Genomic DNA, 19122 nt, shown 5'->3' with positions numbered 1-19122 from the left:
AAATAGTTTATATTTAAACTATGCAGCTTTAACTTCAACTGCCATAGGTCCTTTTTTACCTTCTGTAACTTCAAAAGTAACAGCTTGTCCCTCTTCTAAAGTTCTGAATCCTTCTCCTACTATTCCAGTGAAGTGTACGAAGTAATCAGCACCCTCTTCACTAGTTACAAATCCAAACCCTTTTTCTTTGTTAAACCATTTTACAGTTCCTTTTAACATTTTACAAACCTCCAAAATAAAAACTTCTCGTCCAAATAGTAGAATTCACAAAAAATTCAGTAACCTAGAACAATTATATAGATTATACTCCAATGTGGAGATAATATCAAGTACTTTTTTATAAAAATAGTAAAAAAAATAATTTAGTTGAAAAAAAACAAAACACTACATTTGCTTTTTATCCATATAAAATGGTATAATAAAGTTATAATAATACTATGGGAGGGACAAACAGTGAAGATAAATCCTATGATTATTGAAGGAAATTGGAAAGAGGGATATACTTTAGATTATTTTATGACAGAGAGCAATTATAAAGGAGAGGATATTTTTGGTTATCCAATTTTTGATGTAAAATATAGTGAGATTGGGAAAGCAATGAACGAATTAAAATATCATAAAGAGTATGATAAAGCAGCAGAGATAGCTAAAGTAGTAGCAAAATTTATAAGAGAAGAGTGGAAAATAGAGGATAAAATTGATGGAATAATAGCAACACCACCTACATACCAAAGGGAGATACAACCACTTTTTCAAATAGTAAAACATTTAGGTGAGACTTTAAAGAAACCAATATCTTTAGATTTTTTTAGAAAGTTAAATTCAGAAGAATTGAAAAGACTACCTCAAGAGAAAAAAATAGAGTTATTTAAGAATAGTATAATTAAAGAGAGAAAATTAACAAAACGTGGGAGTGTCTTAGTAATAGATGATATATTTAGTACAGGAGCAACTTTAAGAAATTTATGTGAACTTTTAAAGGATGATATATATGTAGATGATATATATGTTTTAACAATTTGTAAAAATATAAAAAGTAAATAAATAATAAAAAGTGGGAAAAATTTGTCTTCCCACTTTTTTTAGAGTATAAATTAAGTTAAGAGATACCTTTAATTAATCAATTTTACTATCTTCTTTCATATTTTTAACTGAAGCATAAGTTAGTCCTTTTATTTGCTCAGCTTTAGGTGAACCAGTTAAGAAAGATGCAATAACTGATACAATAACACTTCCACCAATGATTAAGAAAGAGATCATAAATTCAAATACTTGAGGTTTTACATAACCAGGAATTAGGTTAGAAACCATGTTCATAGGGTTAGTTAAGTATAGAGCAATTAGTATTGAAGCTATAAATCCTACCCAAACAGCTTTTGTATCAACTCTTTCAAAGAAGATTCCAACTAAGAATACTCCAGCAATAGGTCCTCCTAATAATCCAGTTATAGCTTGGAAGTATAGGAACATATCTCCTTGTCCTTCATATAGGAAATATACTGCTAAAATTGTACTTAAGATACCAACTATCCAGCTTGAACCTTTAGCGAAAGCTAATTTTTGTTTATCACTCATGTCAGGTCTTAATTGTTGTAAGATATCAGCAGTCATACAAGTTGAAACAGAGTTTAAACTTGATGATACTGTAGATTGTGCTGCAGCAAATATAGCAGCTAAAACAAGTCCAGAGATACCAGTAGGGATATATTGAATTACGAAATAAGGTAATATAGCATTTCCGTTGATTCCTTCTGGAAGTTGAGCTTTAAATTTAAAGAAGATAAATAGTGCAGAACCCATTCCTACAAAGATGAAGATACTTGTAAGAAGAAGAGGAATATTCATAAATAAACTTTTCTTAGCTTCTTGTTCATTTTTAGTAGTATTGTATCTTTGAACTATATCTTGGCTTCCTACATAAGAGTAGATAGAGTTAACAAATCCACCAATTAACATAGTCCAGATACTGATTTTAGCTAAATCTAAGCTAAAGAAATCTCTATTTAGAAGCATTCCACCTTCAGAAAGTGCTTTAAATCCTTGTCCGATACCTTCAGGGGCAGCAGTAAATCCAGCTATAATAATTAAGAAAGCTCCAAGTAATAGTACAATAGTTTGAATTGCGTCAGACCAAAGTACAGCTTCAATACCACCCATAGAAGTATAAGCAACACAGAAAACAGCAACTCCAACTGTTAATATAACAGGATTTAATGAAGGAAGTGCATGTTGTAGTGCAAGTGTTGGTAAGTAAAGAACTATAGCCATTCTAACAACGTGGAATAAGATGAAAGCTAAACTTCCAATTAATCTAAATTTATTATCAAATCTCTTACCAAGATACTCATAAGCAGTAGTAACGTTAACTCTTCTAAAGAAAGGTACAAAGATTACTGCAGCAACCCAAACAATTGGTATAATACCAAGAGGTGCCATTCCAAGTAACCAACCTTTACTGAATACAGAAGCAGGTATAGCTATAAAAGATATTGAAGATAGAGCTGTTGCATAGATACTACATGCTGTTACCCATGAAGGAACTCTTCCTCCTGCCTTGAAGTAATCCTCAGTAGAGTTAGCTCTCTTTGAAAAATAAACCCCAACCATAAACATTCCAATAAAATAAAGTAAAATTACAACCCAGTTAAACCAATGCCAATTCATATGTGTACCTCCAAAATAATAAAATCATAAACCATTGTTCTCGTGAACATATTCCTTATACTGTTTATGATATTATTTTTATTTAAAAATGTCAATATATTTTTTAAAGTTAAAATGTTCTATAATAGGAAAAAATAAACTGAAATATAGATAGAACAAAGGTTTTTAAGGTGTATTGTAGATTTGAAAATAAAAAATAAAATAAAATCTATATACAAATAATTAGAAGTTTATAAAAAAAATATTATGATTTTTATAAGGTTTTAATGTGCTAAAATAATATTGTATAAAAGTGTAAAAAGTTGACAAATGAAAAAAAAGGATGTATATTATTATTGAATGAACACGTGAACAATAGGGAGAGGTTATTTATGATAACTCAAAAAGAGATAGCAGAGAGATTAGGGATTAGTAGAACAACAGTTGCGAGAGCTATAAATGGAAGTCCTTTAATTAAAGAGGAAACAAAGAGAAAAATATTGGAATTAGTAAAGGAAACAAATTATGAAAAAAACTATGTAGGTAGCTCTTTAGGAACAAGGAAAAGTAAGAAAGTGTACTCCTTAGTAGTAGAGTCAAAAAATGAATTTTATACTCAAGAAATATTAAGAGGTATAAAAATTATTTCAGAAGAATATAAAGCCTACAATTATAAGATAGATATAAAAACAACAGATATAAACGATCCTAAAAAACAGATAAAAGAGTTAAAAGAGATATTAAAAAAAGAGGATATAGATGGATTGATAATAACTCCTTTGGATAGAGATAGTGTATTTAAGATATTGGAGCCGTATTTAGATAAAATAAAGGTAATATCATTGGGAATAAGATTAAATAAAAATATTCTTCATGTAGGTCCAGATCATCAAAAGCAAGGAGAGATAGCAGCAGGACTTATGAGTAATCTCTTAAGAGATGGAGAGAAAGTTTTAATAATTGATAATGGAGATGATAAAGTTTCATCTAAGTTATATTTAGATGGATTTATGAATAGGATATCTCGAACTAGTTTAACAATAGAAGGTCCTATAGATGGTGGTGGAATAGAGAAAAGTGTGGAGTTGTTAAAAGAGAGGTTAAAAAAAGGAGATATTAAAGGGTTATATATAAATAGATATTCACACGATATATTGGATAGAATAGAGAAAAAAGAGTTAACTGGAATTAAAATTGTAACAAATGGAATAGGAAAAATAATAAAAAAATTGATTAAGGAAAGGATTATAACTTTAACTGTAATGGAAGAGATATCTTCTGAGGGGTATACGGCTGGAAAAAGAATGTTTGAAATGTTATATAAAGAAAAAGTTTTTAAAGGGCATTGTGATGTGTCAAAATCACATATAATTTTATATGAAAATTTAGAGGATTAGATAAAGGTTATGGAGGTAGGAATGAAAGTAATAGGATTAGATATTGGTGGAACAGCTGTAAAATATGGACTTTTAGATGAAAATGGAGTAATTCTAGAATTGGGAGAGTTTCCAACTGAAGCAGAAAAGGGAGTAGAGAATCTTTTTAAGAATATTTGTAAGGTTATAGATAAATATTTAAGTGATGATATTTTAGGAATAGCTGTATCAGGAACTGGACAGATAGATGGAACTATTGGTAAGGTAATAGGAGGGAATCCAATAATACCAGGATGGATAGGAACTAATCTAGTTGAGAAACTAGAAGATAGATACAAGATACCAGCAGTTTTAGAAAATGATGTGAACTGTGCAGCTTTAGGAGAAAAATGGCTAGGTGCTGGAAAAAATAGTGAAAACTTTGTATGTTTGACTATAGGAACAGGAATAGGTGGAGGAATAATTTTGAATGGGGATATCTTTAGAGGAGATACCTATGTAGCTGGTGAATTTGGACATATTCAAATAGTAAAGGGTGGAGAAGAGTGTTTATGTGGTAAGAAGGGTTGTTATGAGAGATATGCTTCAGCAACAGCCTTGGTAAAAATGGTAAAAGAGAAAACAGGAAAAACTTTAAATGGAAAAGAGATTTTTGAACTTGAAAAGTCTGGAGATAAAGAGATAAAAGAGATAGTTGATAGATGGATTGACTATTTTACAGATGGACTTAGTACTATAGCTTATATTTTTAATCCACCATTGGTAGTAATAGGCGGAGGAGTTACAAAACAGGGTGAATATCTTTTAAATAGAATTTTAGTGAGTCTAGATTCGAAATTGGGGATAAACTATAAAAAGAACCTTAAAATAAAGTTTGCAGAGTTGGGAAATAATGCTGGAATACTAGGAGCAGAATATCTTTTATTAAAAAAGGTAGGTAAAGTAAAATAAAGATTGACAACTATAAGAAAAAAGTATATGTTTAATATATATGTTTGAAAAAACAAAATGGAGGTATAGAGATGATATATGGAGAAATAAAAGAGTTAGGATTTTATAAAGGGATCTCAAAGGCTTTAGATACAGCGATAGATTGTATTTTAAGTGGAGAATATAAAAAAGGAATAAATGGAAAAAATGAGATAGATGGAGATGTTGTTTACTTCAATCAACCTGCTGAACCAAAAACTAAATCAGTTGAAGAGGGATTTTTAGAAGGGCATAAAAAATATATAGATATTCATGTGGTAATTGAGGGAGAAGAGAGAATAGGATATGTTCCTAACTCTAAAGTAAAAGTAACAAAAGAGTATGATGAGGTTGGAGACTTTGAAATTTATGGTGGAGAAGTAGAATCGTTTTATTATTTGAATAATGAAAGATTCTTAATCTGCTTTCCAGGAGAACCACATATGGCTTTGATAAAAGCTGGTTCTGAGCCACAAACTATAAAAAAAGTTATATTCAAGGTACTAGTTGATTAATTTTAAGGAGGAAAGCAAGATGAATAGATTAAATGAAGTAAAAGGAAAACTTATAGTTTCTTGTCAAGCATTACCAGATGAACCACTTCATAGCTCATTTATAATGGGAAGAATGGCATATGCTGCATATGTGGGAGGGGCTGCTGGAATAAGAGCTAACACAGTTGTAGATATTCAAGAGATAAAGAAAAATGTAACTCTTCCAATTATAGGAATAATAAAAGAACAATATGGTGATAACCAAGTATACATAACTCCAACTATGAAAGAGATAGATGCGTTAGTAGCAGAGGGAGTAGATATAATTGCTATAGATGGAACAAAGAGAGAGAGACCAGATGGAAGAACTCTTGAGGATTTAATGAAAGAAGCAAAAACTAAATATCCTAATCAATTATTTATGGCTGATATTTCTTCTGTAGAAGAGGCCATAAATGCTGAAAAAGTAGGATTTGATATAGTAGGAACTACTTTAGTAGGATATACAGAGTATACTAAAGGAAATGACCCAGTAACAGAATTAGAAAAGGTAATAAAAGCTGTGTCTATCCCAGTAATAGGAGAAGGAAATTTAGATACCCCAGCTAAGGCTAGAAAAGCATTAGAATTGGGAGCTTTTGCTGTAGTAGTAGGAGGAGCTATAACAAGACCTCAACAAATAACTAAAAAGTTTGTAACTGAAATGGAAAAATAAAAAAATATATTGACAAATTAAAAAAAATATATTAATATATGGGAACAATTAAATATATGCCTCACACCGATGTGAGGTAGAGGCGCAAAATGCTAATAGTCTTTAGGGGAGCTAGAGAGAGTGATGAATCTAAGGAGAAGGAGCTTTTGCCGAAGTTTGTAGTAGTTCTCGATACTACATGCTGGGTCTATGGTTAAGAGCCATAGGACTGTCTTAGTAAACTTCCCCAGTTTATTAAGTTGTGCTATCTCAAGTGGGAGTATAGGGGTATTGTATAGGATTTTTATTATCTTTTTTATACATACAGAGTCACTATGTTTTTAAGATAGCACCACCATTATGGGCGGTGCTTTTTTTATTAAAAGTAGACTAAAACTCCTTTCTTAGAGCAAATATAGGGGAAAATAAAATATTTTTAAGAGGGAGTGGAAAAGATGAGAAAAGGATTATTAAGATTAGCTTTAGCAGCATTGACAACAGTTGCATTAGTAGGATGTGGAGGAGCAAAAAAAGAGGAAGCAAATACTTTTAAAGTTGGAATGGAAGCTGGGTATGCTCCATATAACTGGACACAATTAACAGATGCAAACGGTGGAGTTAAGATTGCTGGTTCTTCAGAATATGCAGGAGGATATGATGTTGAAATAGCTAAAAGAATAGCTGATGGATTAGGAAAAGAATTAGTAGTAGTAAAAACTGAATGGGATGGATTAGTACCTGCTTTAGTTTCTGGAAAAGTAGATGCTATAATAGCTGGAATGTCTCCAACTGCAGAAAGAAAAGAGACAATAGATTTTACAGATACTTACTATCAATCTAACTTAGTTATGTTAGTAAAAAATGGTGGAAAATATGAAAATGCAAAAACACTTGCTGATTTCTCAGGAGCAAAAATTACAGGACAATTAAATACATTCCACTATACAGTAATAGATCAAATACCAAATGTTAAAAAGCAACCTGCAATGGATAACTTCCCAGCTATGAGAGTTGCCCTAGAAAGTGGAGTAATTGATGGGTATGTAACAGAGAGACCAGAGGCAATAAGTGCTCAGTCAGCAAATAACAAATTTAAAATGGTAGAGTTTACAGAAGGATTTGTAACATCACCTGAAGATACAGCAATTGCAGTAGGATTACAAAAAGGAAGTCCATTAAAAGATAAAATAAATGAGATTTTAAATGGAATTTCACAAGAACAAAGACTGGAGATAATGGATAGAGCTATCGAAAATCAACCAGCAGCACAGTAAATGAGATTTTTAAGGAGAGTAGATAATGAGTTTAGAATGGATAATTAGGATATTGGAAAACAACTGGCCAATGTTTTTACGTGGAGCAGGAGTTACTTTATGGATATCTGTAGTGGGGACGATTTTAGGAACAATAATAGGACTTATAGTAGGAGTTATTAGAACTATTCCAGTTCCAGAAAAAGGAATAAAAAAGCCAATATTAAAAGTAGTAAATGGTTTATTATCAGCGTATATTGAATTTTTTAGAGGAACACCTATGATAGTTCAAGCAATGGTTATATATTATGGTTCAGCTTTAGCTTTTGAAATCAATGTAGATAGAATAGCAGCAGCACTTTTTATTGTTTCGATAAATACAGGGGCTTATATGTCTGAGATAGTTAGAGGAGGAATCATCTCTATAGATAAAGGGCAGTTTGAAGCAGCTCAAGCAATAGGAATGAATCACTTTCAAACTATGATAAACGTTGTTTTACCACAAGTTGTGAGAAATATTCTACCAGCTACAGGAAATGAGTTCGTAATCAATATTAAAGATACATCTGTTTTAAACGTTATCTCTGTATCTGAGCTTTTCTTCCAATCGAAAACGGTAGCAGGTAATAACTTTAGATATTTTGAAACATTCTTTATAACATGTATCTTGTATTTTATAATGACATTTGTAATTACAAGAATACTAAGATATATAGAAGTAAAAATGGATGGACCTGATAACTATATGATAATGGCAGGAAACCAAATGCAAGTAGAAACACCAGAAGAGAAGTTAAAAAGACAGGAGAACTAAGGGAGGAAAAAATGAGAGAAAATATAATAGAGATAAAACATTTGAGTAAGGCCTTTGGTAATCATAAAGTTCTTAAGGATATAGATTTTTCTGTAAAAAAAGGAGAAGTTGTTTGTATCATTGGTTCATCTGGTTCAGGTAAGTCAACGCTTTTAAGATGTATAAATCTTTTAGAGAAGCCAAGTGGTGGAGAGATTATATATAATGGAGAAAATATTTTAGATGATAAACATGATATCTGTAAATATAGAACAAAGTTAGGAATGGTATTCCAACAATTTAATCTTTTCAACAATCATAATGTATTAAGTAACTGTGTAGTAGGACAGATGAAAGTCTTAGGAAGAAGTAGAGAGGAAGCAGAAAAGGTTGCTTTAAAATATCTAAAAATAGTAGGAATGGATAAGTATGTAAATGCTAAGCCAAAGCAACTTTCAGGGGGACAAAAACAAAGGGTAGCAATAGCAAGAGCTCTATCAATGGAGCCAGATGCTATACTATTTGATGAGCCTACTTCAGCACTTGACCCAGAAATGGTAGGAGAAGTTCTTAAAGTTATGAAGGAGCTAGCAGAAAGCGGACTTACTATGTTGGTGGTAACACATGAGATGGGATTTGCTAAAGAGGTTTCAGATAGAGTTGTTTTCATGAATCAAGGTTATATAGAGGAAGAGGGAACACCAGAAGAGATATTTAACAATCCTAAAAAAGAAAGAACAAAAGAGTTTTTAAAGCGTACTCTAGTAAAAAATTAATAATGTATACGAGGTATTACAAGTTCAAAAATTGAAACAGAACAAGGATAAGTAATACCTCTTTTTTATACAAGATAAAGTGTTGTATACCAATAATAGATAAGACAATAGAAGAACTATTAATTTATAATAAAAATATAAAAGAGTAAGTCAAAAAATATCCATAAAAAGATTAAAAAATGAACGTATATTTTCTTGCTAAAAGAGTAAGATTATTATAAAATTTATGGTAGGTAAGTTTATACTATATAAGGTTAATTATTGGGTATGGGTTATTGAAGAACTGTATAAACTACAAAAATAAAATGAAAATAATTTGAGGTGAGTAATTTGAAAAAGACTAAAATTGTATGTACAATTGGGCCTAAAACTGAATCAGTGGAAAGTTTAAAAACTCTTTTAAAAACAGGAATGAACATGATGAGATTAAACTTCTCTCATGGAGATTATGAAGAGCATGGAAATAGAATAATCAACTTTAGACAAGCTCAAAAAGAAACTGGAATAAGAGCAGCTCTATTATTAGATACTAAAGGACCAGAAATAAGAACTATCAAACTTGAAGGTGGAAAAGATGTTACAATAGTAGCAGGACAAGAGTTCGCAATAACAACTGATAAAACTGTTGTTGGAGATAACACAAAAGTTGCAGTTACTTATGAAGGGTTTGCAAGAGATTTAAAAGTAGGAAACACTATATTAATAGATGATGGATTATTAGCATTTACAGTTACTGAAATCAATGGAAATGAAGTAAAATGTATTGCACAAAATGGTGGAGAATTAGGAGAAAATAAAGGAGTTAACTTACCAAACGTAGCAGTTAACTTACCAGCATTAGCTGAAAAAGATATCAACGACCTTAAATTTGGTTGTGAGCAAGGAATAGATTATGTTGCAGCTTCATTCATAAGAAAAGCTGATGACGTAAGAGCAGTAAGAAAAGTTCTAGATGAGAATGGTGGACAAAGAATAGGAATCATCTCTAAAATAGAAAACCAAGAAGGATTAGATAACTTCGAAGAAATCTTAGCTTTATCTGATGGTATCATGGTAGCAAGAGGAGACTTAGGAGTAGAAATTCCTGTAGAAGATGTACCAGTAGCTCAAAAAATGATGATCAAAAGATGTAACGAAGTAGGAAAAGTAGTTATCACAGCTACTCAAATGTTAGACTCTATGATAAAAAATCCTAGACCTACAAGAGCAGAAGTAAACGACGTTGCAAATGCTATATTAGATGGAACAGATTGTGTAATGCTATCTGGAGAATCTGCAAAAGGAAAATATCCAGTAGAAGCTGTTACAGTAATGGCTAAAGTTGCAGCTAAAATGGATCCATTAGTAAATATCAAAAGAACAATGGATAAAGACGAAGTAACTATAACTTCAGCAGTAGCAAGAGGAACAGCTGATGTAAGTGAAGAGTTAGGAGCAAAAGTTATAGTAGTTGGAACTCAATCAGGAAGAGCAGCAAGAGATATGAGAAGATACTTCCCAGCAGCAACAATACTTGCTATAACTAACGATGAGAAAACAGCTAACCAATTAGTAATCTCTAGAGGAGTAGTTCCTTACTTTGATAACAGCGTAAATTCATTAGAAGCATTCTTCGAATTAGCTGAGAAAGTATCTAAAGAATTAGGATTAGTTCAAGCAGGAGATGTAATAGTAGCAACTTGTGGAGAAAAAGTTTTCGAAATGGGAACTACTAATTCTATAAAAGTAATAAAAGTAAAATAGTCAAAATTAAAAAAATATGATATAATATTTTTATAATTTCAAATTATATGAAAAAACTCAGGAGGTCTTTTAAATGACAAGAATAGTTGATGTAGTAGCAAGAGAAATCCTTGACTCAAGAGGAAACCCTACAGTAGAAGTAGATGTAGTATTAGAGTGTGGAGCAAAAGGAAGAGCAGCAGTTCCATCTGGAGCTTCAACAGGTGCTTATGAAGCAGTTGAGTTAAGAGATGACGACAAAGCAAGATACTTAGGAAAAGGTGTTTTAACAGCTGTTAATAACGTAAACACTGAAATCAAAGAAGCTATCTTAGGAATGGACGCTATTGATCAAGTTGCAATAGATAGAACAATGATCGAATTAGACGGAACTCCAAACAAAGGAAGATTAGGAGCTAACGCTATATTAGGAGTATCATTAGCAGTAGCTAAAGCTGCAGCAGAAGCTTTAGGAATGCCTCTATACAAATACTTAGGAGGAGTAAACGCTAAAGAATTACCTCTACCTATGATGAACATATTAAACGGAGGATCTCACGCTGACTCAGCAGTTGACGTACAAGAGTTCATGATCCAACCAGTTGGAGCTAAAAACTTTGCTGAAGCTATGAGAATGGGATGTGAAGTATTCCACCACTTAGGAAAATTATTAAAGAAAATGGGAGATTCTACTAACGTAGGAAACGAAGGTGGATATGCTCCAGCTAAAATAAACGGAACAGAAGGAGCTTTAGACTTAATCGTTGAAGCTATCGAAGCTGCAGGATACGTAGTAGGAAAAGATATTACATTCGCAATCGACGCTGCATCAAGTGAGTTCTGTAAAGAAGTAGCACCAGGAAAATTTGAATACCACTTCAAGAGAGAAGGAGGAGTTGTAAGAACTTCTGAAGAAATGGTAGAATGGTATGCTAAACTTGTTGAAAAATACCCAATCAAATCTATCGAAGATGGATTAGGAGAAGACGACTGGGCAGGATGGCAATTATTAACTGCTAAAATCGGAGATAAAGTACAAATCGTTGGAGACGACTTATTCGTAACTAACACTGAAAGACTTAAAAAAGGAATAGAGTTAAAAGCTGGAAACTCTATCTTAATAAAACTTAACCAAATCGGATCATTAACTGAAACTTTAGATGCTATCGAAATGGCAAAAAGAGCAGGAATGACTGCAGTTGTATCTCACAGATCTGGAGAAACTGAAGATGCTACAATAGCTGATATAGCTGTTGCAACAAATGCAGGACAAATCAAAACTGGATCAACTTCAAGAACTGATAGAATGGCTAAATACAACCAATTATTAAGAATTGAGCAAGAATTAGGATCAATGGCTCAATACAATGGTTTAGAAGTTTTCTACAATATAAAAAAATAGTCTTGAATAAGATATAGAATATGCCCTCTTAGAATATCTAAGAGGGCTTTTTCTATTTTGATAAAGTATGGTATAATTAATAAAATAAAAAGTGGAGAGTGAGGAAAAATGGTAAAACTTATAATATTTGATATGGATGGAGTGATTCTAGATAGTGAAAGGGTTGCTAATTTAGCATGGTTTGAGGTAAGTAAAAAATATAATTTGGGATTGACACTGGAGAGATTAAGAGAGATAAAAGGAGGAACCTCTGTAAGAACTCTAGGAATACTATCGGGATTAGTTGGAGAAGAGAGAGCTAAACAGGTGCTAAAAGATAAAAAAGAGATACAACTAGAGATTATGAAGCAAGAGGGAGGAGTAAAGTTAAAAAAAGGGGTAGAGGAGCTTTTAAAACATATAAAAAAGATTGGTTTAAAATGTGTTGTAGCCACATCTACAAGTAGAGAAAGTGCTACTAAATTACTGAAAGATACAGGAGTATTTGATTATTTTGATGATTTGGTTTTTGGTGATGAGGTAGAGAATGGAAAACCAGCTCCAGATATATTTTTAAAAGCTTGTGAAAGATTTAATGTGAAGCCATCAGAGGCTTTTGTAATAGAGGACTCTGTCTTGGGAGCTACAGCAGCTAATAGGGCGGGGATAAAATGTTTTGTGGTAGAGGATACTATACAATTTACTAAAGAAGAGGATAGATTAGCTTATAGAAAGTTTGAGAGCTTATTAGGAGTAAAAGAATTTCTTGTTGACAACTATACAAAATTGTAATATACTTATTCTAAATATAAGAAAAGGAGGTTATCAATATGAGAGCACAATATTGGTGGAGCTACATAGAAAATTTAGATAATAAATTAAAAAATGTTAGATATTGGCTTTTGTCTATTGATAACATATCTCTATCTATGTAACTTCAGAAAATAAGTGGTTCTATTATTTCTTAGATAGGGATAATTGGAATCAGATAATTTGTATTTTAAAGCAGTCTAACAGACTGCTTTTTTATTTTTCAAAAGGGAGAGGATAATATGGAAGAGACAAGAGAGTTGTGGAAGAGTAGAAAAGGGTTTATCTATGCAGCTGTAGGAGCAGCAATAGGTTTAGGAAATCTATGGAGATTTCCGTTTCAAGCTTATAAAAATGGTGGGGGAGCTTTCTTTTTACCATATATAGTAGCTCTTTTTACTTGTGGAGTACCACTTATGATATTAGAGTATCAGCTTGGGAAAAAAGTTAGAGGTGGTTCAACTAAAGCTTTTAGAATGCTGGGAAAGAATTTTGAATGGTTTGGTTGGTTACAAGTTATGATACCAATGGTTGTAATGATGTTCTATTGTACAATAATATCTGTAGCAGTTGTATTTATGGTATGGTCTTTAGGACATGCTTTTGGAATTGTGAATTGGATGGCAGATCCAGGAAAATTAATGGGAATGATAGCTGGAAGTGCCAGTGGACCATTTGATTTTAAGGCGGGAATAAGTAAATATATGTTAATTTTTATATTGGTAGTTTGGTTAGGAAACTGGATAATTGTAAAAAAAGGTATCTCTGGCGGAATAGAGAGATGTTCAAAAATATTTACTCCCCTATTAATGATTTTGATGATTGTATTCATGGTAAATTCTTTGAGATTGAAGGGAGCGGTAATCGGTCTTAATGCACTATTTACTCCTAACTTTGAAGCTATATTAAATCCAAGTATATGGGTAGCTGCTTATGCACAGGTATTTTTCTCAACAACTTTAGCTGTAGGGGTTATGATAGCTTATGGTTCTTATATTCCTAAGAAATGGGATATAGTAAATAGTTCTTTTATAACAGTATTAGCAAATGCTTCATTTGATATTATTTCAGGGATAACTGTTTTTTCAACTTTAGGATATTTAGTAAATAGCATAGGAGTTGATTTTAATTCCTTTGGAAGTGGAGCTGGAATAGCGTTTATAGCTTTTCCAATAGCTATATCAGCTACAACAACAAATACTTTCTTACAAGGGATGATAGGATTTCTATTTTTCTTCTGTCTTTTTATAGCTGGATTATCATCAAGTATATCTATGTTAGAAGCTTTTGCAACTGGAGCTTTAGACAAATTTAAAATTTCAAGAGAGAAACTAGTTGGAATAATCTCTTTTATAGGATTAGTTGGAAGTGCAGCCTTCTCAACTTATGCAGGTTTTAACTATATTCTTGATATAGTAGACTCACATGTTGGAAACTATATAATAGCTACTTTAGGACTTGTAGAAACTGTTTTGGTATGTAGATATTATGGAATTGAAAAGATTAGAATGGAGGCTAATGAATACTCAGATTTTGAGATAGGTAGATGGTTTGATATTTTATTAAAATATGTAACTCCAACCTTATTAGGTATAACTGTTATCACTAATTTAATAAAGGGAATAAGAGAGATGACAGTAGGAAATTTAGTTTTTGGATGGGGAACTATTATAGTAATGGCTATCTTTGCAACAATATTTTACAAAAAAGAGTGGGAAAAATAGATAAGAAATATTTGGAGGTTATATGAATACAGGTGCAGTTATAATGATGGTATTTGGTTGTACAGTAGTTTGGGGAAGATTACTACTTTCTATCAGTATAACATTGAAAAAAGAAAAGGTAGGAGAAGAGTAAAAATACTTTAAAAACAGTAGTATTTGTGTTAAAATATTAGAAAATATTTATTAATAGAAAGGAAGATAAAATGGAAAACAGAAATGTAGTAGATGTATTATTAGAGCGTGGATATATAAAACAATTCACACATGAAGCAGAGATAAGAGAAGCATTAGGGAAAGAAAAAGTAACTTTTTATATTGGATTTGATCCAACAGCAGATAGTTTACATGTAGGGCACTTTATAGCAATGATGTTTATGGCTCATATGCAAAAATTTGGACATAGACCAATCGCCTTAGTTGGTGGAGGAACTGCTATGATAGGAGATCCTAGTGGAAGAACAGATATGAGACAGATGATGACAAAAGAAACAATAGCTCACAATGTATCTTGTATTAAAAAACAGATGGAAAAGTTTATTGATTTCAGTGAAGGAAAAGCTATATTAGAAAATAATGCAGATTGGTTATTAGGGTTAAATTATGTAGATTTTATAAGAGATATAGGAGCACATTTTTCAGTTAACAGAATGCTTGCAGCAGAGTGTTTCAAACAAAGAATGGAATCAGGATTATCATTCTTAGAATTTAACTATATGCTTATGCAAGGATATGATTTCCTAGTTTTAAATAAAAAACATGGATGTACTATGCAATTAGGTGGAGATGACCAATGGTCAAATATGATAGCAGGGGTAGAATTAATAAGAAAGAAAGAGCAAAAACAAGCTTTTGCAATGACATGTACACTTCTTACTAATAGCGAAGGTAAGAAAATGGGAAAAACTGCTAAAGGAGCACTATGGTTAGATCCAACTAAAACAACTCCATATGAGTTTTACCAATATTGGAGAAATGTTGCAGATGCTGATGTAGAGAAATGTCTAGCTCTATTAACTTTCTTACCAATGGATGAAGTAAGAAGATTAGGAGCTCTTGAAGGAGCAGAAATTAACCAAGCTAAGAAAATATTAGCTTATGAAGTTACAAAGTTAATACATGGAGAAGAGGAAGCTTTAAAAGCTCAACAAGGAGCAGAGGGAGCTTTTGGTGGTGGAGATATGAGTAATGTTCCATCAATAGATTTTTCAAAGGATAAATTAGGAATGGAGCTTTTAGATTTATTAGTTGAACATAAACTTATTAAATCTAAGGGTGAGGGAAGAAAACTTGTAACACAAAATGGTTTAACAGCCGCTGATAATAAAGTTACAGATTTTGCAATGAAGATTACAGAAGAGTTATTTAAAGATGGGGAGTTTGTAGTAAGAATAGGTAAGAAGAAAATATACAGAGTAGTTTTAAAATAATTAAAAGGTGATTTTTTTGACAGACATAATATTAAGAAAGATGGAAGAGAAAGATATTTCAAGAATTTATAAATATATCCATCTAGATTATGTAAAAAAATATTTTCCTGATAAAGAGGCAGAACAGTGGGAGGCTCACAGAAGATGGTATTCTTTTGTGATAAACTCTCCCACTTATCTCTTCTATACTATTGAAAGTTTAGGTCGAGATTTTTTAGGAACAGTTAAGTTTGAACTTGTTACTAAAACAAAGGCAGTAATGAGTATTTATCTAGTGGATAAGATAAGAGGAAAAGGGTATTCAGAAGCTGTTGTTTCCAATAGTATAGAGGAGTTAAAATTTGAAAGACCTCAAGTAAAAAAAGTTTGTGTATATATTCTTGAAGAGAATGAAATATCTAAAAAGGTATTTGTAAAAAATAATTTTATTTTTAAAGGAGTAAAGGAATATATAGGAACTGAACACCTTTTATTTGAAAAAGAGATAACTCACGAGGAAAAAGATGACTAAAAAAGAGAAAGTTAAGAATATAATAGAGGAACTGAATAGAAAATTTGGAAAGCCAGAGTGTGCTTTGAAATATAATACACCATTTGAATTATTAGTAGCAGTAATTCTTTCAGCTCAATGTACAGACGTTAGAGTTAATATTGTAACAAGTGAGATGTATAAAAAAGTTAATACTCCAGAACAATTTGCTGCTTTACCAGTAGAAGAGATCGAAGAGATGATAAAAAGTACAGGATTTTATAGAAATAAAGCAAAAAATATAAAATTGTGTAGTCAACAACTTCTAGAAGAGTATGGAGGAGAGATTCCTCAAGAGATGGAAAAGTTAGTTAAATTGGCAGGGGTAGGAAGAAAGACTGCAAATGTTGTAAGAGGTGAGATATGGGGGTTAGCTGATGGAATAACAGTTGATACTCATGTTAAGAGATTAAGTAACTTAATAGGATTAACTAAAAATGAAGATCCTATAAAAATAGAACAGGATTTAATGAAGATAGTTCCAAAGGACAGTTGGATAGATTTTTCTCATTATTTAATTTTGCAAGGTAGAGATAAATGCATAGCAAGAAGACCTAAATGTCAAGAATGTGAGATAAATCAATACTGTGCATATGGAAAAAAGAAATTAATTAATTCTTGACATTTTTACTAAAGAATGGTATAAATATAACTAAGGAAATGTCATTTTATAGGGAGAGGGTAAATTATGAAAGTTTATCTAGACAATAATGCAACTACTAAAATGGACAGTGAAGTATTAGAGGCAATGATACCATATTTAACAGAATTTTATGGGAATTCATCAAGCTTACATCTTTTTGGTAGAGAAACAAACAAGGCATTAACAGAATCAAGAGAGAGCATTGCTAAATTCTTAGGAGCTCAACCAGATGAGATAATTTTTACTGCTTCTGGAAGTGAATCAGATAACTTAGCTATAAGAGGTATTGCAAGAGCTTATAAAAATAGAGGAAAACATATAATTACAAGTCCAATAGAGCATCCAGCTGTAAAAAACACTTTAAAAGATTTAGCGGAAGATGGGTATACAATTACTACAATTCCTGTTGATCACAATGGAGTTTTAGATGTTGAAGCTCTAAAAAATGCTATTACAGATGAAACAATATTAATAACTGTAATGCATGCCAATAATGAAGTTGGGTCATTTGAACCAATAGAAGAGATTGGGAAAATAGCTAAAGAAAATAGAATTATATTCCATGTAGACGCTGTTCAAACTATGGGAAAAATGGATATAAAGCCAAAGGAAATGGGAATTGACTTACTATCATTCTCTGGACATAAGTTCTATGGACCAAAAGGTGTTGCAGGACTTTACTGGAGAAATGGAGTAAGATTTGGTAAAGTTTTAACTGGTGGTGGACAAGAGAAGAAAAGAAGACCAGGAACTTCAAATATTCCAGGGATAGTCGGAATGGCAAAAGCTTTAGAGATAGCTTATAGAGATATGGATGAAGAATGGAAAAGAGAAGAGGAGTTAAGAGATTACTTCGAATCTGAAATAGAGAAAAGAGTACCAGAAATAGTTATAAATGCAAAATCTGTAAAAAGATTACCAGGAACTTCAAGTATAACTTTTAAATATTTAGAGGGAGAATCGATTCTACTAAGTTTAAGTTATAAAGGAATTGCAGTGAGTTCAGGATCAGCTTGCTCATCTGATGAGTTACAAGCTTCACATGTGTTATTAGCTATGGGGATAGAGCCAGAGTTTGCACATGGAACAATTAGATTTGGTATTGGAAAATATAACACTAAAGAAGAGATTGACTATGTAATAGAATCTGTTGTGGAGGTAATAGCTAAATTAAGAATGATATCTCCACTATGGAATGCATACCAAGAGAAAAAATAAGTAAAATTAAAGAGTTTAAGGAGAATTAAAATGCAATATACAGAAAAAGTAATGGATCACTTTATGAATCCACATAATGTAGGAGTTATTGAAAATCCATCAGGATATGGAAAAGTTGGAAATCCTTCATGTGGAGATATAATGGAAATATTTATAAAAGTTGAAAATGATATTATAACAGATGTTAAATTTAGAACATTTGGGTGTGCTTCAGCTATAGCTAGTTCATCAGTTTCAACAGATTTAGTAAAAGGAAAAACAATAGAGGAAGCATTAAAATTAACAAATAAGAAAGTTGTTGAAGAGTTAGGTGGATTACCTCCAGTAAAAATGCACTGTTCTGTATTAGCTGAAGAAGCAATACAAATAGCAATAAATGATTATTTATCTAAAAAAGAAGGAAAATAATAAAAAGGTTAATAGCGGAGAAAGCCTGTAAAATAAAGGCTTTCTCCATGCTTTTTTTCAAAGTAAATAAAAAATTATAAAAAAAAATAAAAAAAGTGTTGACGAAAAATATTATTTATGATATTATAATTCTTGTCCGCGAGAGAGCGGTACAGATGAATAAATAAGGACATTAGCAACAGAATAGAGAAAGACAATAAATGCAAACACAACAATAAATTGGTGTAATAAATAATCAGTAAATTTTACTGAGTTAAATAGA

The 19122-nt window shown here is 31.5% G+C and carries 20 protein-coding genes; 18 read left to right on the top strand and 2 right to left on the bottom strand.

The genetic code is table 11. The features are described 5' to 3' along the window. Positions 1-18: 18 nt before the first annotated feature. A complete protein-coding gene (locus IAA47_05910; GenBank protein MBU3842504.1) occupies positions 19-219 on the bottom strand; it encodes a cold-shock protein in 201 nt (66 codons plus the stop codon). A 234-nt stretch (positions 220-453) separates the two neighbouring features. Between IAA47_05910 and IAA47_05905 the strand changes: the two genes are divergently transcribed. Then, the gene (locus IAA47_05905; protein ID MBU3842503.1) at positions 454-1044 is read left to right on the top strand and encodes a ComF family protein; all 591 of its coding nucleotides are present in this window, start codon (positions 454-456) and stop codon (positions 1042-1044) included. Positions 1045-1116: 72 nt separating this feature from the next. Here the strand turns inward: IAA47_05905 and IAA47_05900 are convergent, their stop codons facing one another. Further along, positions 1117-2664: a sodium:solute symporter gene (locus IAA47_05900; GenBank protein MBU3842502.1), complete on the bottom strand. Its 1548-nt coding sequence runs from the start codon at positions 2662-2664 to the stop codon at positions 1117-1119. A 371-nt stretch (positions 2665-3035) separates the two neighbouring features. On the opposite strand from IAA47_05900, the gene IAA47_05895 reads away from it, so the two are divergent. The 17 genes from IAA47_05895 to nifU all read left to right on the top strand — a co-directional run bounded on the left by IAA47_05895 (position 3036) and on the right by nifU (position 18860). Next, complete coding sequence (locus tag IAA47_05895; GenBank protein ID MBU3842501.1) at positions 3036-4040, top strand: LacI family transcriptional regulator; 1005 nt, start codon at positions 3036-3038, stop codon at positions 4038-4040. A 21-nt stretch (positions 4041-4061) separates the two neighbouring features. Next, complete coding sequence (locus tag IAA47_05890) at positions 4062-4970, top strand: ROK family protein (GenBank protein MBU3842500.1); 909 nt, start codon at positions 4062-4064, stop codon at positions 4968-4970. Between the two features lie 71 nt (positions 4971-5041). Then, entirely contained in the window at positions 5042-5503 is a 462-nt protein-coding gene (locus tag IAA47_05885; protein MBU3842499.1) for a YhcH/YjgK/YiaL family protein, read from the top strand. Between the two features lie 19 nt (positions 5504-5522). Beyond that, complete coding sequence (locus tag IAA47_05880) at positions 5523-6197, top strand: N-acetylmannosamine-6-phosphate 2-epimerase (protein ID MBU3842498.1); 675 nt, start codon at positions 5523-5525, stop codon at positions 6195-6197. A gap of 434 nt (positions 6198-6631) precedes the next feature. Further along, on the top strand, positions 6632-7450 hold the full coding sequence (locus IAA47_05875) for a transporter substrate-binding domain-containing protein (protein MBU3842497.1): 819 nt from the start codon (positions 6632-6634) through the stop codon (positions 7448-7450). Positions 7451-7475: 25 nt separating this feature from the next. Next, complete coding sequence (locus IAA47_05870) at positions 7476-8243, top strand: amino acid ABC transporter permease (protein MBU3842496.1); 768 nt, start codon at positions 7476-7478, stop codon at positions 8241-8243. Between the two features lie 23 nt (positions 8244-8266). Beyond that, a complete protein-coding gene (locus IAA47_05865; protein ID MBU3842495.1) occupies positions 8267-8998 on the top strand; it encodes an amino acid ABC transporter ATP-binding protein in 732 nt (243 codons plus the stop codon). A 330-nt stretch (positions 8999-9328) separates the two neighbouring features. Next, positions 9329-10741 (top strand): pyruvate kinase PykF, encoded by a 1413-nt coding sequence (pykF, locus tag IAA47_05860; GenBank protein ID MBU3842494.1) that lies wholly within the window; start codon positions 9329-9331, stop codon positions 10739-10741. 73 nt (positions 10742-10814) lie between these two features. Then, positions 10815-12122: a phosphopyruvate hydratase gene (gene eno / locus IAA47_05855; GenBank protein ID MBU3842493.1), complete on the top strand. Its 1308-nt coding sequence runs from the start codon at positions 10815-10817 to the stop codon at positions 12120-12122. A 108-nt stretch (positions 12123-12230) separates the two neighbouring features. Next, positions 12231-12893, top strand: a complete 663-nt coding sequence (locus IAA47_05850) for an HAD family phosphatase (GenBank protein ID MBU3842492.1) — start codon at positions 12231-12233, stop codon at positions 12891-12893. A gap of 260 nt (positions 12894-13153) precedes the next feature. Continuing rightward, complete coding sequence (locus IAA47_05845) at positions 13154-14635, top strand: sodium-dependent transporter (GenBank protein ID MBU3842491.1); 1482 nt, start codon at positions 13154-13156, stop codon at positions 14633-14635. Positions 14636-14657: 22 nt separating this feature from the next. Continuing rightward, positions 14658-14768, top strand: coding sequence for a methionine/alanine import family NSS transporter small subunit (locus IAA47_05840; GenBank protein MBU3842490.1), 111 nt, complete (start codon positions 14658-14660; stop codon positions 14766-14768). A gap of 70 nt (positions 14769-14838) precedes the next feature. Then, positions 14839-16062, top strand: a complete 1224-nt coding sequence (locus tag IAA47_05835) for a tyrosine--tRNA ligase (GenBank protein MBU3842489.1) — start codon at positions 14839-14841, stop codon at positions 16060-16062. 16 nt (positions 16063-16078) lie between these two features. Further along, positions 16079-16573, top strand: a complete 495-nt coding sequence (locus IAA47_05830; protein ID MBU3842488.1) for a GNAT family N-acetyltransferase — start codon at positions 16079-16081, stop codon at positions 16571-16573. Continuing rightward, entirely contained in the window at positions 16566-17213 is a 648-nt protein-coding gene (gene nth / locus IAA47_05825) for an endonuclease III (GenBank protein ID MBU3842487.1), read from the top strand. Before IAA47_05830 ends, nth begins: the two co-directional genes overlap by 8 nt. A gap of 66 nt (positions 17214-17279) precedes the next feature. Continuing rightward, entirely contained in the window at positions 17280-18452 is a 1173-nt protein-coding gene (gene nifS / locus IAA47_05820; GenBank protein ID MBU3842486.1) for a cysteine desulfurase NifS, read from the top strand. Positions 18453-18482: 30 nt separating this feature from the next. Further along, entirely contained in the window at positions 18483-18860 is a 378-nt protein-coding gene (nifU, locus tag IAA47_05815) for a Fe-S cluster assembly scaffold protein NifU (GenBank protein ID MBU3842485.1), read from the top strand. Positions 18861-19122: the final 262 nt, after the last annotated feature.

Origin of the sequence: Candidatus Fusobacterium pullicola, from assembly GCA_018883725.1 — a bacterium.
Taxonomy (GTDB): domain Bacteria; phylum Fusobacteriota; class Fusobacteriia; order Fusobacteriales; family Fusobacteriaceae; genus Fusobacterium_A; species Fusobacterium_A pullicola.
Note: the sequence above shows the minus strand (reverse complement) of the source record. Positions and strands in the feature narration are given on the sequence as shown.

Coding starts and splice junctions, on each gene's coding strand:
- IAA47_05910 (MBU3842504.1), bottom strand. CDS start 219: ATGTTAAAAGGAACTGTAAAATGGTTTAACAAAGAAAAAGGGTTTGGA.
- IAA47_05900 (MBU3842502.1), bottom strand. CDS start 2,664: ATGAATTGGCATTGGTTTAACTGGGTTGTAATTTTACTTTATTTTATT.
- IAA47_05895 (MBU3842501.1), top strand. CDS start 3,036: ATGATAACTCAAAAAGAGATAGCAGAGAGATTAGGGATTAGTAGAACA.
- IAA47_05890 (MBU3842500.1), top strand. CDS start 4,062: ATGAAAGTAATAGGATTAGATATTGGTGGAACAGCTGTAAAATATGGA.
- IAA47_05885 (MBU3842499.1), top strand. CDS start 5,042: ATGATATATGGAGAAATAAAAGAGTTAGGATTTTATAAAGGGATCTCA.
- IAA47_05880 (MBU3842498.1), top strand. CDS start 5,523: ATGAATAGATTAAATGAAGTAAAAGGAAAACTTATAGTTTCTTGTCAA.
- IAA47_05875 (MBU3842497.1), top strand. CDS start 6,632: ATGAGAAAAGGATTATTAAGATTAGCTTTAGCAGCATTGACAACAGTT.
- IAA47_05870 (MBU3842496.1), top strand. CDS start 7,476: ATGAGTTTAGAATGGATAATTAGGATATTGGAAAACAACTGGCCAATG.
- eno (MBU3842493.1), top strand. CDS start 10,815: ATGACAAGAATAGTTGATGTAGTAGCAAGAGAAATCCTTGACTCAAGA.
- IAA47_05850 (MBU3842492.1), top strand. CDS start 12,231: ATGGTAAAACTTATAATATTTGATATGGATGGAGTGATTCTAGATAGT.
- IAA47_05845 (MBU3842491.1), top strand. CDS start 13,154: ATGGAAGAGACAAGAGAGTTGTGGAAGAGTAGAAAAGGGTTTATCTAT.
- IAA47_05840 (MBU3842490.1), top strand. CDS start 14,658: ATGAATACAGGTGCAGTTATAATGATGGTATTTGGTTGTACAGTAGTT.
- IAA47_05835 (MBU3842489.1), top strand. CDS start 14,839: ATGGAAAACAGAAATGTAGTAGATGTATTATTAGAGCGTGGATATATA.
- nth (MBU3842487.1), top strand. CDS start 16,566: ATGACTAAAAAAGAGAAAGTTAAGAATATAATAGAGGAACTGAATAGA.
- nifS (MBU3842486.1), top strand. CDS start 17,280: ATGAAAGTTTATCTAGACAATAATGCAACTACTAAAATGGACAGTGAA.
- nifU (MBU3842485.1), top strand. CDS start 18,483: ATGCAATATACAGAAAAAGTAATGGATCACTTTATGAATCCACATAAT.